The 16150-nt window shown below is 64.0% G+C and carries 10 protein-coding genes; 7 read left to right on the forward strand and 3 right to left on the reverse strand.

Annotated elements, in window-relative coordinates:
- Positions 1-4: 4 nt before the first annotated feature.
- Positions 5-1360, reverse strand: coding sequence for a diguanylate cyclase (locus tag FQ668_RS02185; protein ID WP_014589549.1), 1356 nt, complete (start codon positions 1358-1360; stop codon positions 5-7).
- A gap of 248 nt (positions 1361-1608) precedes the next feature.
- Between FQ668_RS02185 and FQ668_RS02190 the strand changes: the two genes are divergently transcribed.
- The 5 genes from FQ668_RS02190 (at position 1609) to FQ668_RS02210 (ending at position 6598) form a co-directional block, all read left to right on the forward strand.
- Positions 1609-2676: a DUF2333 family protein gene (locus tag FQ668_RS02190; RefSeq protein WP_014589550.1), complete on the forward strand. Its 1068-nt coding sequence runs from the start codon at positions 1609-1611 to the stop codon at positions 2674-2676.
- 2 nt (positions 2677-2678) lie between these two features.
- Positions 2679-3215, forward strand: a complete 537-nt coding sequence (locus FQ668_RS02195; RefSeq protein ID WP_014589551.1) for an NUDIX hydrolase — start codon at positions 2679-2681, stop codon at positions 3213-3215.
- Between the two features lie 283 nt (positions 3216-3498).
- On the forward strand, positions 3499-3870 hold the full coding sequence (locus tag FQ668_RS02200; RefSeq protein WP_003255318.1) for a translation initiation factor Sui1: 372 nt from the start codon (positions 3499-3501) through the stop codon (positions 3868-3870).
- A gap of 150 nt (positions 3871-4020) precedes the next feature.
- Positions 4021-5934, forward strand: a complete 1914-nt coding sequence (speA, locus tag FQ668_RS02205; RefSeq protein ID WP_010951840.1) for an arginine decarboxylase — start codon at positions 4021-4023, stop codon at positions 5932-5934.
- Positions 5935-6142: 208 nt separating this feature from the next.
- Positions 6143-6598, forward strand: coding sequence for a transposase (locus tag FQ668_RS02210; RefSeq protein WP_053868082.1), 456 nt, complete (start codon positions 6143-6145; stop codon positions 6596-6598).
- 73 nt (positions 6599-6671) lie between these two features.
- Here FQ668_RS02210 and FQ668_RS02215 read toward each other — a convergent pair whose 3' ends face one another.
- Positions 6672-8009: an MATE family efflux transporter gene (locus FQ668_RS02215; protein WP_053868083.1), complete on the reverse strand. Its 1338-nt coding sequence runs from the start codon at positions 8007-8009 to the stop codon at positions 6672-6674.
- Between the two features lie 277 nt (positions 8010-8286).
- Between FQ668_RS02215 and FQ668_RS02220 the strand changes: the two genes are divergently transcribed.
- The gene (locus FQ668_RS02220; protein ID WP_053868084.1) at positions 8287-13182 is read left to right on the forward strand and encodes an alpha-2-macroglobulin; all 4896 of its coding nucleotides are present in this window, start codon (positions 8287-8289) and stop codon (positions 13180-13182) included.
- 151 nt (positions 13183-13333) lie between these two features.
- On the opposite strand, the gene FQ668_RS02225 is transcribed toward FQ668_RS02220, so the two are convergent.
- On the reverse strand, positions 13334-13627 hold the full coding sequence (locus FQ668_RS02225) for a hypothetical protein (RefSeq protein WP_004577004.1): 294 nt from the start codon (positions 13625-13627) through the stop codon (positions 13334-13336).
- Between the two features lie 77 nt (positions 13628-13704).
- On the opposite strand from FQ668_RS02225, the gene pbpC reads away from it, so the two are divergent.
- Entirely contained in the window at positions 13705-16059 is a 2355-nt protein-coding gene (gene pbpC / locus FQ668_RS02230; RefSeq protein ID WP_144179866.1) for a peptidoglycan glycosyltransferase PbpC, read from the forward strand.
- The last annotated feature ends 91 nt before the right edge of the window (positions 16060-16150 follow it).

Here is a 16150-nt window from a genome sequence, read left to right on the forward strand (position 1 = left end):
AATTTCAGGGCTCTACACGAACGACACAATTACGCCCCGCATGCTTGGCCCGGTACAGCGCCTCGTCCGCTGCACTGGCCATGGTCAGTGCATCCAGCCCCTCGTCCAGTTGCACCACCCCTGCACTGAAGGTGCACTGCAAATCCCGCGGCTGCGCCGGGTAGAGAATTTCGGCAAAGCGCCGGCGAATTTCGTCCAGCACCTTGTGTGCGGCATCCAGCGCGGTATTGGGCATGACGATGGCGAACTCCTCGCCACCGTAGCGGCCAATGAAGTCGGTCTTGCGCAAGCGCTGCTTGAGGAATAGGGCAAGGCTCTTGATCACTCGGTCGCCCATGGGGTGGCCGTGGCGGTCGTTGATCTTCTTGAAGTGGTCGATGTCGAGCATGGCAAAGCTCAACGGTTGCTGCTCACGGCGGGCGCGGAAGCTGCAGTCTTCCAGCAGCTGCAGGATATGGGTGTGGTTGTACAGCCCGGTCAGGCTGTCGCGGACCATGCGCGCCTTCAAATGGCGGGCGCGGGCGGCGCGGTTGCGCACGGTAGTGATCAGGTGGCGTGAGCGAAACGGCTTGGTCAAAAAGTCATCACCGCCTTCGCTCATGGCATCCAGTTGCTTGTCCAGGTCGTCCTCGGCAGACAGGTAGATGATCGGCACACTCACATAACGGTCACTGTGGCGGATTACCTTGGCCAGCTCCGGGCCGGTGCAGGCCGGCATGTACAGGTCGAGGATGATCAGGTCGGGCTGGAAGTCGGCAAGCTCGGCCATGGTGCGGATCGGGTCGGTCAGGCTGCGGGTGAGCATGCCGGCGCCGGCCAGTACACGCTCGGTGTACATGGCCTGTGTGCGCGAATCGTCGATGATCAGCACGCGCAACGGGTCGTGCGGGGCGGTGTTGGTCAGTAGTTCGACCTTTTCCAGCAAGCTGGAGGCTTCCAGGCTGCCGGTGAGAAAGTCCTGACCGCCGGCGCGTACTGCGGCAAGGCGGGTAGGGGTGTCGGCTTCGTGATGGCTGAAGAACAGCAACGGAATGGCGCGTGCCAGGCCCTGCTGCACCTGAGCGGCCAGCAGCAAGCCCAGGCCGGCGCCGGTGAAGTCGACATCCATGATGATGGCCGACGGCGGGTACTCGCTGATCGAGGCGAGAAACGCTGCGGCGCTGGGCAACGCTTGCACCACCAGACCAAAGAATTCCAGTTGCTGGGCCAGGCGCTGGGCGCGCTCGTGGTCCTGCAGCAGGATGTACACCGGTTTGCGCACGGGCAGCAGCAGCTGGTCGAGCGGGTCGTCCTTGCGCAGGCCGTTACGCGTCAACTGTTGGACGGGGCACTGCGGGCTCGGCTCGACTGCTTGGCTCATGTCCTGGCTACTTATAGGTTGGGATGTGCTGGGGCAATGATGGCTCTATGCTAGCAGCTCTTTTCACGTGCGTGAGTGCCCTGCGTCAACAAAGCGGGCAGAACGAATATTCAGTTGCTGACTGAATGGTCGCTTATGCGTACGGTGGTGTCTGCTTTATAGTGCAGCCATTAGGGCTTCCCGTGGCACGCTAGCGCAGGCCTGTGGTCAAAGCCCCTGAACCGTCGTGACTGATTAAGGACAAAGCCATGCTGGACTGGAAAAACCGCGAGGCCAAAGCCGAGCCCCGTGAGCGTGTCGACGGGCGCGGCGCTGCCGCCCGTAGCTACCTTGGCGGCCTTTGGAGCCGTGCCCTGGGGACCCTGATCGGGTTGTACCTGCTGGTGTGTATCGGCCTGGGCTGGTACTGGAGCCAGGAGCCTGCTCTGTTCCCGGTGCAGCAAAACGCCCAGGCCGCAGCCGAACGTGCTGGCCAGCAGATGGTGGTGGGCTATACCACCGTCGAAACCCTCAAGACCGTGGCCGGCACCTTGTTGAACAAGCCGGGCGGCTACATTTCCAACGACCGCTTCCCGCCAGGGCTGTGGATGGACAACATGCCAAGCTGGGAATATGGCGTGCTGGTCCAGGTCCGCGACCTGTCCCGTGCCCTGCGTAAAGACTTCGCCCGTTCGCAGTCGCAGTCCACCGAAGACGCCGACCTGGCCAAGGCCGAGCCGCGCTTCAACTTCGACAACAAGAGCTGGATCCTGCCATCGAGCGAGTCGGAGTTCGAAGAGGGCATCAAGTCGCTGACCCGCTACCAGACCCGTCTGGCTGCCGGTGACAAGGGCGCAATCTTCTATACCCGCGCCGACAACCTGAACAACTGGCTGGGTGACGTCGCCACTCGTCTGGGCTCGCTGTCGCAGCGCCTGTCGGCCAGCGTTGGCCGGGTCAAGCTCAACACCACGCTGAAGACCGAGTCGGTCGTTGCCGGCCAGGCGCCGCAGGTGGATGAGGAGCTGGTGGAAACCCCATGGCTGCAGATCGACAACGTGTTCTATGAAGCCCGTGGCCAAGCCTGGGCGCTGTCGCACCTGCTGCGTGCCATCGAGGTGGACTTCGCCGACGTGCTGGCGAAGAAGAATGCCACCGTCAGCGTGCGTCAGATCATCCGTGAGCTGGAGGCCTCGCAAGAGTCGCTGTGGAGCCCGATGGTGCTCAACGGCAGTGGCTTCGGCATGTGGGCCAACCACTCGTTGGTCATGGCCAACTACATTTCCCGGGCCAACGCTGCGGTTATCGATCTGCGTCAGCTGCTGTCGCAGGGTTGATGATGGCTATCAGCCCAACCGAGGCCGCCCATCGGGCGGCTTCCGACCGCGAGCTGGTCACCTGGGTGGACGAAACCGACCAGGTACTGGGCGCCTTGCCCCGTGCCGAGCTGCGCGAGCGTGGCCTGATCGGTCGCTGCACGTTCATTCTGCTGTTCAACAGTGCCGGTGAATTGTGTGTACACCGGCGTACGCTGAGCAAGGCGCTGTACCCCGGGTATTGGGATGTGGCGGCGGGCGGCATGGTCACGGCCGGGGAAGCGTATGCCGAGTCGGCCGCGCGCGAGCTGGCCGAAGAGCTGGGCATCGAAGGCGCTGATTTGCGCTTCCACGAGCGGTTCTACTTTGACCAGCCGGATAACCGCTTGTGGTGTGCGGTGTATTCGGCGGTGTCGGATGCACCGTTGCGGTTGCAGCCGGAAGAGGTGATCGAGGCGCGCTTCATCGGTCTGGAACAGGCTGAGCAGGAAAGCCTGAGCAAGCCTTATTGCCCGGACTCGTTGGCGGCGTTGCAGCGCTATAAGGCAAGCCTGAGATAGTCGTTTTGCTGGTACCGGACGCCGTCTCTCACGGGCGCAACGCCGCGCTTGGGGGCTGCACAGTCCCTGTGGGAGCGGGCGCGCCCACGAATGGTCGCAAAAGATTCGCAAAATGCCGCAATCCTGTACTTAGCAATCGCCGTATTTATCGTTACACTGCGCGCCCTTTTCGGGCTGCCGCAATTCTTGCAGCAGTAGCGCCGCCCCTGCCAGAGTGGGGCTTCGCGGTCGGCCTCCACCCCAAGGCACGACCAGTTTTTGTCCTCAGCACCGAGGAACAAAAGTGGCCAAGAAAGCTTCTTCCTTTTCCGCCCTTGGCGGTCTCGTGTACTCCACCGACGCCGGTCGGCACTGCCCCGACTGTGGCCAGCCGGTGGACGCCTGCACCTGCAAGCAGCAAATCATCCCCGAAGGCGACGGCATTGCCCGCGTGCGCCGCGAAAGCAAAGGCCGTGGCGGCAAGACCGTGACCACCGTCACCGGTGTGCCGCTGCCGCCCGACCAGCTCAAGGAGCTGGCGACCACGCTCAAGCGCCGCTGCGGTACCGGCGGCGCCCTGAAGGACGGGGTTATCGAGATCCAGGGCGACCATGTCGAGCTGTTGATCGGCGAGCTGACCAAACAGGGTTTCAAGGCGAAAAAGTCCGGAGGCTGAGGCCATCGCGCGATTTTTTGCCCAGCGCTTTCTAAACTCGTTCCCGTGGTCAGAGTCTATGCCTGAGCACGGATGAATCGTCATTTTCAGCTTTTACACTCGCCCCGCTGCCTGCGGGCAGTGTCTTCGACTTATCTATAGGGGACTTGAATGTCCGTACGACGCACACGCAAAGACGATGGTAGCCAATGGACCGTGGCCGACAGCCGCAGTGTTTATGGCATCCGCCATTGGGGCGCTGGCTATTTCGCCATCAATGAAGCCGGGCGCGTCGAAGTACGCCCCAACGGCCCTCAAAGCGCTCCGATCGACCTGTTCGAACAGGTCGACGAACTGCGCCAGAGCGGCTTGTCGCTGCCCTTGCTGGTGCGCTTCCCTGACATTTTGCAGGACCGTGTGCGCCAGCTGACCGGTGCGTTCGACGCCAACATCGCGCGCCTGGAATACCAGAGCCAGTACACCGCGTTGTACCCGATCAAGGTCAACCAGCAGGAAGCGGTGGTGGAAAACATCATCGCCACGCAAAACGTTTCCATCGGCCTGGAAGCCGGCTCAAAACCCGAGTTGCTGGCAGTGCTGGCGCTGGCGCCGAAGGGCGGCACCATCGTCTGCAACGGCTACAAGGACCGTGAGTTCATTCGCCTGGCACTGATGGGCCAGAAGCTTGGCCACAATGTGTTCATCGTCATCGAGAAAGAGTCGGAAGTGGCCCTGGTGATCGAAGAGGCAGCCGAGCTCAAGGTGAAACCACAGGTTGGCCTGCGCGTTCGCCTTTCGTCGTTGGCCTCGAGCAAGTGGGCCGACACCGGTGGCGAGAAGTCCAAGTTCGGTTTGTCCGCCGCCCAGTTGCTTTCGGTGGTGCAGCGCTTCCGCGATGCGGGCCTGGATCAGGGCATCCGTCTGCTGCACTTCCATATGGGTTCGCAGATCGCCAACCTGGCTGACTACCAGCACGGTTTCAAGGAAGCCATCCGTTATTACGGCGAACTGCGTGCGTTGGGCCTGCCGGTCGACCACATCGACGTGGGTGGCGGCCTGGGTGTGGACTACGACGGCACCCACTCGCGCAATGCCAGCTCGATCAACTACGACATGGACGACTACGCCGGCGTGGTGGTGGGCATGCTCAAGGAGTTCTGCGACGCGCAGGGCTTGCCGCACCCGCACATCTTCTCCGAGAGTGGCCGTTCGCTGACCGCGCACCACGCCATGCTGGTGATCCAGGTGACCGACGTCGAGAAACACAACGACGACGTACCGACCATCGAGAACAAGGAAGCCCTGCCCGAGACCGTGCAGTGGCTGGTCGACCTGCTTGGCCCGACCGACATCGAGATGGTCACCGAGACCTACTGGCGCGCCACCCACTACATGGGTGATGTGGCCGCGCAGTACGCCGATGGCAAGCTGAGCCTGGGCGAGAAGGCCCTGGCCGAGCAGTGCTATTTCGCCGTGTGCCGCCGCCTGCACAACTCGCTGAAAGCCCGCCAGCGCTCGCACCGCCAGGTGCTGGACGAGCTGAACGACAAGCTGGCCGACAAGTACATCTGCAACTTCTCGGTGTTCCAGAGCCTGCCAGACACCTGGGCCATCGGCCAGGTCCTGCCGATCATCCCGCTGCACCGCCTGGACGAAGAGCCGATGCGGCGTGCGGTATTGCAGGACCTGACTTGCGATTCCGACGGCAAGATCAACCAGTACGTTGACGAGCAGAGCATCGAAACCAGCATGCCGGTGCATGCGGTGAAGGAGGGTGAGGATTACCTGCTGGGCGTGTTCCTGGTGGGTGCCTACCAGGAAATCCTGGGTGACATGCACAACCTCTTCGGTGACACCGATTCGGTGAACATCTACCAGAATGCCGACGGCAGCGTGTACCACGCCGGTATCGAAACCCACGACACCATCGAAGACATGCTGCGCTACGTGCACCTGTCGCCGGAAGAGTTGATGACGCACTACCGCGACAAGGTCGCCAGCGCCAAGATCACTGCGCGCGAGCGCACGCAGTACCTGGATGCGTTGCGCCTTGGGTTGACCCGGTCTTCTTACCTGTCGTCGTAATTGCCGGGGCCGCTTTGCGGCCCATCGCGACACAAGGCCGCTCCTACAGAGACCGCGATATCACATGGGGTCGCGACCTCTTGTAGGAGCGGCCTTGCGTCGCGATCTGAGGGCGCAGCCCTCACCGCGTTATACGCGGTAATGATCCGCCTACGGTGCCCGTCATCGCGACACCTACCCTTGAACGCAATGTTCAAAGGAAGTAGACATGGATCGTCACGGCAATCACCGCTTGCGCCAAGGGCGCTTCTCGGAGCCAGGCAGGCTCTACCTGCTAACCACCATCACGCGCGATCGCCTTCCGTTGTTCAAGAACCTCTTGTTTGCGCGGACGGTAATCCAGCAGTTGCGCCTTAGCGATCATGAAGGGGGCTGCCGCTCCCTGGCTTGGGTCTTGATGCCGGATCATCTGCATTGGCTGATCGAACTGGGGCCAACCAGCTTGGGCAATCTCATGTGTGCCTTCAAGTCGCGAAGCAGCTGCGCGCTTTACCGTAAAGGCATTGATCGCCGGCACATCTGGCAACCGGGCTTTTATGACCGGGCATTGCGCAAGGAAGAAGATGTAAAGGCTGCTGCCCGCTACATCATCGCCAACCCGATTCGGGCTGGCCTGGTCCGGCGAGCGGGCGAGTATCCGCATTGGGATTGTGTGTGGCTGTGAGTCAGCAGGTGAGGGCTTTGCCCTCATTTCGCGACACAAGGCCGCTCCTACAGGGGGCCGCGATACCAAGCCGTCATGCGATCCACTCACCCTTCTGCTGCAACCGCCACCCCACCCACCCCAACGTCACCGCCCGCAACCCCATGAACCCGAGAAACGCCAACCATAATCCATGGTTGGCGAACCCGCTCATGACCACCGCCACGGGCAATGCCACCAGCACCGACGCCAGCATTGCATTACGCATTTCCCGCGCCCGGGTCGCGCCGATGAACAAGCCATCCAGCAAGTAACTCCACACCGCGATCAACGGCAGCAACGCCAGGTAGGGCAAATATGGATAAGCCGCCGCCCGCACACTTTCGATGTCGGTCTGCAAGTCGATGAACAGGTGCCCACCCAGCAGGAACAGCCCGGCAAAGCCCAGGCTGGTGATCAGCGACCAGCCGCAGGCCACCACCAGCGAGCGACGCAGGGTGTCGCGGTTACGGGCGCCAATGGCATGGCCGCACAAGGCCTCCACGGCGTGGGCCAAGCCATCGAGTGCATAAGCAGTCAGCAGCAGGCCGTTGAGCAGCAGAGCGTTGGCCGCCACCGTGGCCTCACCCAGACGCGCGCCCTGCACGGTGATCAGCAGGAACACCAGTTGCAGCGCCAGGCTGCGCAGGAAGATGTCGCGGTTCACCGCCAGCAGAGGCCTCCAGGCCTGCCAGCGCTTGAGCGCTGCCCACATGATCTGCCCCGGGTAGGCCCGCAGGGCCGGGCGGGTCAGGGCCAAACCGAGCAGGGCGGCACTCCATTCGGCAATTACCGACGCCCGCGCCGAGCCCAGTACGCCCCAGTCCAGGCCCAGCACGAACCACAGGTTCAAGGCGATGTTGAGCAGGTTGGTGGTCAGCAGGATTGCCAGTGGCGCCCTGGCGTTCTGCGTGCCGAGGAACCAGCCGACCAGCGCGTAACTGGCCAGCGCCGCAGGCAGGCCAAGCAGGCGGGTATGGAAGAAGTCTTCGGTGGATTGCTGCAGGGCTGCACTGGGTTGCATCGCATGGAGTGCCAGCTGGCTGAAGGGCAGGGCCAGCAGGCCTATCAACAGGGCGAAGCCGACCGCCAGCAGCAGCCCTTGCACCAGTACCTGGCGTAGCGCTGCACCGTCGCCACGGCCGGCGGCCTGGGCAGCGAAGCCGGTGGAACCCATACGCAAGAAGCCCATCAGGCCGACCATGAAGGTGAACAAGGTGGCGCCCACGGCTACGGCGCCCAGTTGGTGGGCGTGCGGGAGATGCCCGATGACCGTGCTGTCGACCAGCGCCACCAGCGGTACCGAGATGTTGGACAGGATCATCGGCGCGGCCAGCGCCCAGACCTTGCGGTGGGTGGGGCGGTGGCGCCAGTCGGCAGCGAGTTGGGGCATGTGCATTCCATGAGATTTTGGGGCCGCTGTGTGCCCCTTCGCGGGCTTGCGCCCCCACAGGAAAGTGTTGCTCTTGCGGCCGGCGCCAAACCTGTGGGAGCGGGCAAGCCCGCGAAGGGGCGCAATGCGGCCCCTTTAACGAATGGCCACAGTGTAACGACCAGGCAACCATTTAGCGCGACCATGGTCTGACCTGGCGCGCAACGCCGGGTGCTGCACCTGACGTTGCGCTATAGTTGCTGCCCTCACGTACACGCTGCCCAAGAGTTCCTATCTCATGTTCAACAAAGGATTGTTGCTGGCCTGCGCGCTGGCGTTGCTCAGTGCCTGTGACTCTTCCACGCCGGGCAAACCGGCGCCGGTCGAGAAAACCGTGGCGCCCGCCGAAGCCCCCGCCCCCAAGCGTGAGGACCCTGCCGTGCTCGCCAAGCGCTACGAGGGCCGCGAACTCACGGTGCTGGACGTATCGGAAGTGCAGCTCGATGGCGCAGCAACGCTGTCGATCAGCTTCTCCGTACCGCTGGATGCCAAGCAGGACTTCGCCACCAAGGTGCACCTGGTCGACACCGTCAAGGGTAAGCTCGATGGCGCCTGGGAACTCTCCGACAACCAGATGGAGCTGCGCCTGCGCCACCTGGAGCCGCAGCGCAAGCTGGTGCTGACCGTCGACAAGGGGCTGCTGGCAGTCAACGGCAAGCAGCTGGACAACGAGTCGATCACCCGCCTGGAAACCCGCGACATGCCGCCGACCATCGGCTTTGCCAGCCGCGGCTCGCTGCTGCCTACCCGCCTGGCCGAAGGCCTGCCGGTGATTGCCCTGAACGTCGACAAAGTGGATGTCGAGTTCTTCCGCGTCAAGCCAGACATGCTCTCGACCTTCCTGGCCAACTGGGGACGCAACAGCAGCCTGTACTACTACCAGTCCAAGGAAACCCTGGACATGGCCGAGCTGGTCTACAGCGGCCGCTTCGATCTAAACCCGGCGCGCAACACGCGCGAGACCGTGTTGCTGCCGATTGCCGGCATCAAGCCGTTGCAGGCGCCAGGCGTGTACCTGGCAGTGATGCGCGCCTCGGGTACCTACGATTATTCTCAGCCGGCAACCCTGTTCACCCTCAGCGACATCGGCGTGTCGGCCCACCGCTACCGCGACCGCATTGACGTGTTTGCTCAAGCCCTGGAAGGCGGCAAGGCGCTGAGCGGCGTCAACCTGGAAATCCATGACGAAAAGGGCAAGCTGTTGGCCCAGGCCACCACCGATGGCAAGGGGCATGCCCAGCTGCCGATCACGCCAAAGGCCGATACCCTGATTGCCACCCAGGGCGTGCATACCACGCTGCTGCGCCTGAACACCGCAGCCCTGGACCTGGCCGAGTTCGACATCACCGGGCCTCAGGCCAACCCGCTGCAATTCTTCATCTTCGGCCCGCGTGACCTGTACCGCCCGGGTGAGACGGTGCTGCTCAACGGCCTGCTGCGCGACCAGGACGGCAAGCCGGTCAAAGCCCAGCCGGTGAGCGTGGAAGTGCGTCGCCCGGATGAACAGGTGAGCCGCAAGTTCGTCTGGGAAGCCGACGGCAATGGCTTGTACCAATACCAGTTGCAGCTGGCTACCGAGGCGCCGACTGGCCGTTGGCAACTGCTGCTCGACCTGGGTGGCGGGCGCAAGCAGGTCTATGAATTCCTCGTTGAAGACTTCCTGCCCGAGCGTCTGGCGCTGGAGCTCAAGGGCAGCAGTACACCGCTTTCGCCGGATGAAGATGCGCGTATCCAGGTCAATGGCCGTTACCTCTATGGTGCGCCGGCCGCCGGCAACCGCCTGAGCGGTCAGGCCTATGTACGCCCGCTGCGCGAGGCAGTACCGGCGCTGCCTGGCTACCAGTTCGGCTCGGTCACAGAGACCGATCTGAACCAGGACCTGGAACTGGACGAAGTCACCCTTGACCAGGCCGGCAAGGCGGTGGTCGATATCGAAAGCCGTTGGGCCGAAGCCCGCTCTCCGCTGCAACTGACCGTGCAGGCCAGCCTGCAAGAGTCGGGTGGTCGGCCGATCACCCGGCGCCTGGAGCAGCCTATCTGGCCGGCTGAGCGCCTGCCGGGCCTGCGAGGCCTGTTCGAAGGGGAGGAGACCGATAGCGACGGGCCCGTGGAATTCGAATTCCTGGTGGCCGACCGCGACGGTAACAAACTGGCGGCCGACGCGCTCAAGGTGCGCCTTGTTCGCGAACGCCGCGATTACTACTGGAATTACTCGCAAAGCGACGGCTGGAGCTACGCCTACAACGAGAAGTTCCTGACCCAGAACGAAGAGACGATCAGCGTCAAGGCAGGTTCCACCGCCAAACTCAGCTTCCAGGTTGAGTGGGGCCCGTACCGCGTCGAGGTCGAAGACCCGCAGACCGGCCTGGTGTCCAGTGAGCGCTTCTGGGCCGGCTATCGTGCCCAGGACAACGCTGAGGGCGGCGCGGTGCGGCCGGACCAGGTCAAGCTGGCGCTGGACAAACCCTCCTACACCGATGGCGCTACCGCCAAGGTCACCGTCACCCCGCCCGCTGCGGGCAGCGGCTACCTGATGATCGAGTCCAGCGATGGCCCGCTTTGGTGGCAGGAGATCGATGTGCCCGCCGAGGGCAAGACCTTTGACGTGCAACTGGACAAGGCCTGGGCCCGTCACGATCTGTACGTCAGCGCGCTGGTTATCCGCCCTGGTGAGCGCAAGGCCAATGCCACGCCCAAGCGCGCCGTGGGCGTGCTGCACCTGCCGTTGGACCGCGCCGAGCGCAAGCTTGCGCTGAGCCTGCAGGCGCCGGAGAAAATGCGCCCGAAACAGCCTTTGACAGTGAAGATAAAGGCCGCCAACGCCGATGGCAGTGTGCCCAAGCAGGTGCATGTGTTGTTGTCGGCGGTGGACGTGGGCATCCTCAACATCACCGATTTCAAAACCCCCGACCCGTTCGCCAGCCTGTTCGGGCGCAAGGCCTATGGTGCCGATCAACTGGACATCTACGGCCAGTTGATAGAGGCCGGCCAAGGCCGCCTGGCCAGCCTGGCATTCGGTGGCGATGCAGCGATGGCCAAGGGGGGCAAGCGACCCAACACTACGGTAACCATCGTCGCCCAGCAGAGCCTGCCGGTGACACTGGACGACAAGGGTGAGGGCCAGGCCACGGTCGACATCCCCGACTTCAACGGCGAACTGCGGCTGATGGCCCAGGCCTGGACCGAAGAGCACTTCGGCATGGCCGAAGGCAAGACCGTGGTCGCCGCGCCGTTGATTGCCGAGCTTTCGGCCCCGCGCTTCCTGGCCGGTGGCGACCGTACCAGCCTGGCACTGGACCTGGCCAACCTGTCCGGCCGCGCCCAGCAACTGAGCGTCGAAATCACCACGGATGGGCAACTGAGCCTGGCGGCCAACGCCGTGCAGAGCATTAACCTGGCCGAAGGGCAGCGCTCGACGCTGATGATTCCGGTGCAGGCCCAGGGAGGGCTGGGGCAGGGCAAGGTGCATGTCCGGGTGACGGGCCTGCAACTGCCGAACGAGCCGGTCAATGCGTTCGAACGTGAGTGGACGCTGGGCGTGCGCCCGGCCTACCCGGCAATGCTCAAGCACTACCGTGTGGCCTTGAAGGACCAGCCGTGGACTCTGCCCGAAGCAGACCTGGCCGCCTTCGAACCCGCTGGCCTGGAAGCCAGCCTGGCCTTGTCGAGCCGGCCGCCGCTGAACCTTGCCGAGCAGATTCGCGCGCTACAAGCCTACCCCTACGGCTGCCTCGAACAGACCACCAGTGGCCTGTACCCTTCGCTGTACGCCGATGCCGACAGCCTCAAGCGCCTGGGCATCAAGGGCGAGCCGGCGGATGTGCGCAAGCGCAAGATCGAAATGGGCATTGAGCACCTGCTGGGGATGCAGCGCTACAACGGCAGCTTTGGCCTGTGGAGCTCGGACAGCGAGGAAGAGTACTGGCTGACCGCCTATGTGACCGACTTCCTGCTGCGTGCCCGTGACCAAGGGTATGGCGTACCCGCCGAGGCACTTAAGAAGGCCAGTGAGCGCCTGCTGCGTTACCTGCAGGAACGCAACCTGATCGAAGTCGACTACAGCGAGAATGCCGACCACACGCGCTTTGCCGTGCAGGCCTATGCGGCGCTGGTGCTGTCGCGCAGCCAGCAGGCGCCGTTGGGCGCCCTGCGCGGCCTGTTCGAACGTCGCGCCGATGCCCGCTCCGGTCTGCCGTTGGTACAACTGGCGGTGGCGCTGGACAAAATGGGCGACAAACCGCGTGCCGAGCAAGCCTTGCAGGCGGGCCTGGGCATCAGCCGTGGCAAAGGCTGGCTGGCCGATTACGGCAGCGCCCTGCGTGACCAGGCGCTGATCCTGGCGCTGCTGCAGGAAAGCAACCTGGCCAGCAGCCAGGTCGATCAGCGCCTGTTCGCCTTGTCGGATGAACTGGCGGCCAACCGTTGGCTGTCGACACAAGAGCGCAATGCACTGTTCCTCGCTGGCCGTGGCCTGCTGGGCAAGCCCGAAGGCCAGTGGCAGGCACGCCTGGACAGTGCGGGTGAAGTGCGCGAGTTGAACAATGCCGAGGCCGGTATGAAGCTTGAGGGCCCGTTGCTGGCTTCACCGCTGAGCGTGCAGAACCAAGGCACTGAGACGCTCTATCAGCAGCTGACCTTGTCCGGATACCCGCGCCAGGCACCTGCGGCAGGCGGCAATGGCATGCAGATTCACAGAGAGTACCTGGGCATGAATGGCCAGCCGCTGGACCTGCACAACCTGCGCAGTGGCGACCTTGTGCTCGTGCACCTGGCGCTCAAGGCTGAGGACCGCGTGCCGGATGCGTTGGTGGTGGACCTGCTGCCGGCAGGCCTGGAGCTGGAAAACCAGAACCTGGCGCAAAGCGCTGCCAGCCTGGACAACGCCAGCAGTGCGGTGAAGGCGTGGCGCGAGTCGATGCAGAATGCCAGCGTGGTGCATCAGGAGTACCGTGATGACCGTTATGTTGCCGCGCTCAAGCTTGACGGCTATGGCACCAACCACCTGCTGTACCTGGCGCGAGCAGTGACCCCGGGCACTTACCGCGTGCCGCCGCCGCAGGTCGAGTCGATGTATCGGCCGAACCTGCAGGCCGTGGGCGATGGGCAAGGGGAGATGACCGTGAAAGCCCGCTAGAGACCCGCTCTACGCGGACAATGTGGGAGCGGCCTTGCGTCGCGAAAGGGCCGCAAAGCGGCCCCGACAATTCAAGCGGCGAAGCTGAAAGCCTGGGGCTGCTGTGCAGCCCTATCGCGACGCAAGCCCGCTCCCACAAAGACCGCGCAGATCAGTGGATCACCCAGCTCATCACCCACAGCCCCAGCACCAGCCAGATGATCCCGAGGATGATCGAGGCGCGCATGAATGCGCGGATTGCCGAGTACAGCAGCATCAGGCCGATGATCAGGGCCAGGATGCTCAGCAGCGAGGTGTCCATGCCCAAGGTGCGCGACAGGCCATCGATGAAGTTGCCACCGGCATTGGCCAGCAGGTTGAACAGCCCGCTCAATGCGTCGACGATGAAGCGGATCAACGACCCCAGTGCCTGGCCCAGCCACTCGAAAAAACCTTCTACATGCATAGTTGCTTCCTGATGAAAAAATCGGCGAGGTTGTCGTCCCAAAGCCTTTGGCCATTACCTGGCCAGGACGGTTCCCGATGCCAAGCTTAGCGCGACCACGCTGCCGTGCGGGCAGGTTGTTGCGTGCCACGCTGATCAGTCTGCTGGTGCTCGGCGGCCTGTTCTGGCTGGCTGACCGTGTCTGGCCGTTGCCGCTGCCGGGTGACGACCTGGCCCGGGTAGTGCTGGCCGAAGACGGCACGCCGTTGTGGCGCTTTGCCGATGCTGATGGCGTGTGGCGCTACCCCGTAAGCCCTGAAGAGGTTTCGCCGCTTTACCTGCAGGCTTTGCTGACTTATGAGGACCGTTGGTTCTACAACCACCCAGGGGTCAACCCGCTGGCATTGGCCCGCGCGGCCTGGCTGAACCTGCGCGGCGGGCGTGTCGTGTCGGGTGGCAGCACATTGTCGATGCAGGTGGCACGCCTGCTCGACCCGCACGACCGTACCCTGGTCGGCAAACTGCGCCAGCTATGGCGCACCTTGCAGCTGGAATGGCACTTGTCCAAACGCGACATCCTGCAGATCTACCTGAACCGCGCACCTTTTGGCGGCACGCTTCAGGGTGTGGCGGCAGCCAGCTGGGCGTACCTGGGCAAGTCGCCCCTGCACCTGACACCTGCCGAAGCGGCACTGCTGGCCGTGCTGCCCCAGGCACCCAGCCGGCTGCGCCCGGACCGCCACCCCGAGCGTGCCCAGCGTGCCCGGGACAAGGTGCTGCAGCGCCTGGCTGAATACCAGGTATGGCCGACCCGGCAAATTCGCGAGGCAGCCGAGGAGCCGCTGGTGTTGGCGCCACGCCAGGAGCCGGCCCTGGCGCCATTGTTGGCCCGGCGCCTGAACAGCGCTGACAGCCCGCCGCTGATCCGTACCACGCTTGACGCTGCGCTTCAGCGGCGCCTTGAAGACTTGCTGCTGGGCTGGGGCGCACGGCTGCCGGAGCGTACCTCGGCCGCCATTCTGGTGGTCGAAGCGCAGAGCATGGCGGTGCGCGCGTACCTGGGCTCGATAGATTTGTCTGATGAGCGCCGCTTTGGCCATGTCGACATGGTGCGCTCGTTACGTTCGCCCGGCTCCACCCTCAAGCCGTTTCTTTACGGGATGGCGCTGGACGATGGCCTGATCCATTCCGAATCGCTGTTGCAGGATGTTCCACGACGCTATGGCGACTATCGCCCTGGCAACTTCTCCATGGGTTTCAGTGGGCCGGTGTCGGCCAGCTCGGCGCTGGCCCTGTCGCTCAACCTGCCCGCCGTGCAATTGCTGGAGGCCTACGGCCCGAAACGCTTTGCCGCACAACTGCGCATGGCAGGCATGCCGTTGATACTTCCCCCCCTTGCCGAGCCCAACCTGTCGTTGATCCTGGGCGGTGCCGGCAGCCGGCTGGAGGACCTGGTCGGCGGCTACGCGGCGCTGGCGCGAGGTGGCAACAGTGCGCAGGTGCGCTTGCAGCCACAGGCCCCCTTGGTGGAGCACCGGTTGCTGTCACCGGGTGCGGCGTGGATCATCCGGCGTATCCTCAGTGGCCAGGCGCGCCCGGACCGCGACCCGCACGCCGAACTTGTGCAGCGCCCGCTACTGGCCTGGAAGACCGGCACCAGCTACGGCTTTCGCGATGCCTGGTCGATTGGTGTTGGGCCGCGTTACCTGATCGGTGTATGGATTGGCCGCCCCGACGGTACACCGGTGCCTGGGCAGTTCGGCCTGGCGTCGGCGGCGCCGCTGATGTTGCAGGTGCACGATCTGTTGAGCAATCGCGACAGCCAACGCGGCATCAGCGTTCCGGTAGCGCCGGTACCTGCGAATATCGGCGTTGCGGCGATCTGTTGGCCGCTGGGCCAGCCGATGAGCAAGCAGGACACCAACTGTCGGCGTCAGCGCTTTGCATGGACCCTGGACGGCACCACGCCGCCAACCTTGCAGGCAGCCGACCAGCCGCTGGGCCTGGGCTTGCGCGAAAAAATGTGGGTCAACGAGCAGGGCTTGCGGGTCGATGGTAGCTGCCCGGGCGCCAAGGCGCGTGACATCGCCCTGTGGCCGGCGCCGCTGGAGCCTTGGCTACCCCGTGTCGAGCGGCGCATGGCGCGTTTGCCGGCCATCGACCCGGCCTGCCCGCCGCAGGCGCCGGCCAGTGCACCACCGCTGTCGATTGTCGGCGTGCGCCCAGGCGACAATCTGCGCCGCCCGGCCACCAGCACTGAACCGTTGCAATTGCAGGTCTCTGCCTTGGGTGGTGGTGGACGGCGCTGGTGGTTTCTCAACGGCCAGCCGTTGGGGGAAACCCAGGGGCAGGACAGCCTGTTGCTGCGTTTGCCACAGGTCGGGCAGGCCGAACTCAGCGCGCTGGACGAAAGCGGTCAGACGGCGCGGGTGGCGTTCCAGGTCAGTGAGTAGGTGTTCGACGACAGCCGGGCCAGCACCTACGCTTGCAAGTAACGGGTGTGACCGGCTGGTGCCCCGCAACCCATGGGAACATGGAGTGCCC

The sequence above is a fragment of the Pseudomonas sp. Kh14 genome (genome assembly GCF_900291005.1).
In the GTDB taxonomy this organism is placed as follows: Bacteria; Pseudomonadota; Gammaproteobacteria; order Pseudomonadales; family Pseudomonadaceae; genus Aquipseudomonas; species Aquipseudomonas alloputida.

What these genes read in the sequence shown, in the direction of transcription:
- FQ668_RS02215 (WP_053868083.1), bottom strand. Translation starts at nt 8,009, where the DNA reads ATGCCCCAACTCGCTGCCGACTGGCGCCACCGCCCCACCCACCGCAAG.
- speA (WP_010951840.1), top strand. Translation starts at nt 4,021, where the DNA reads ATGTCCGTACGACGCACACGCAAAGACGATGGTAGCCAATGGACCGTG.
- FQ668_RS02210 (WP_053868082.1), top strand. Translation starts at nt 6,143, where the DNA reads ATGGATCGTCACGGCAATCACCGCTTGCGCCAAGGGCGCTTCTCGGAG.
- FQ668_RS02185 (WP_014589549.1), bottom strand. Translation starts at nt 1,360, where the DNA reads ATGAGCCAAGCAGTCGAGCCGAGCCCGCAGTGCCCCGTCCAACAGTTG.
- FQ668_RS02220 (WP_053868084.1), top strand. Translation starts at nt 8,287, where the DNA reads ATGTTCAACAAAGGATTGTTGCTGGCCTGCGCGCTGGCGTTGCTCAGT.
- FQ668_RS02190 (WP_014589550.1), top strand. Translation starts at nt 1,609, where the DNA reads ATGCTGGACTGGAAAAACCGCGAGGCCAAAGCCGAGCCCCGTGAGCGT.
- FQ668_RS02225 (WP_004577004.1), bottom strand. Translation starts at nt 13,627, where the DNA reads ATGCATGTAGAAGGTTTTTTCGAGTGGCTGGGCCAGGCACTGGGGTCG.
- FQ668_RS02195 (WP_014589551.1), top strand. Translation starts at nt 2,679, where the DNA reads ATGGCTATCAGCCCAACCGAGGCCGCCCATCGGGCGGCTTCCGACCGC.
- pbpC (WP_144179866.1), top strand. Translation starts at nt 13,705, where the DNA reads ATGCCAAGCTTAGCGCGACCACGCTGCCGTGCGGGCAGGTTGTTGCGT.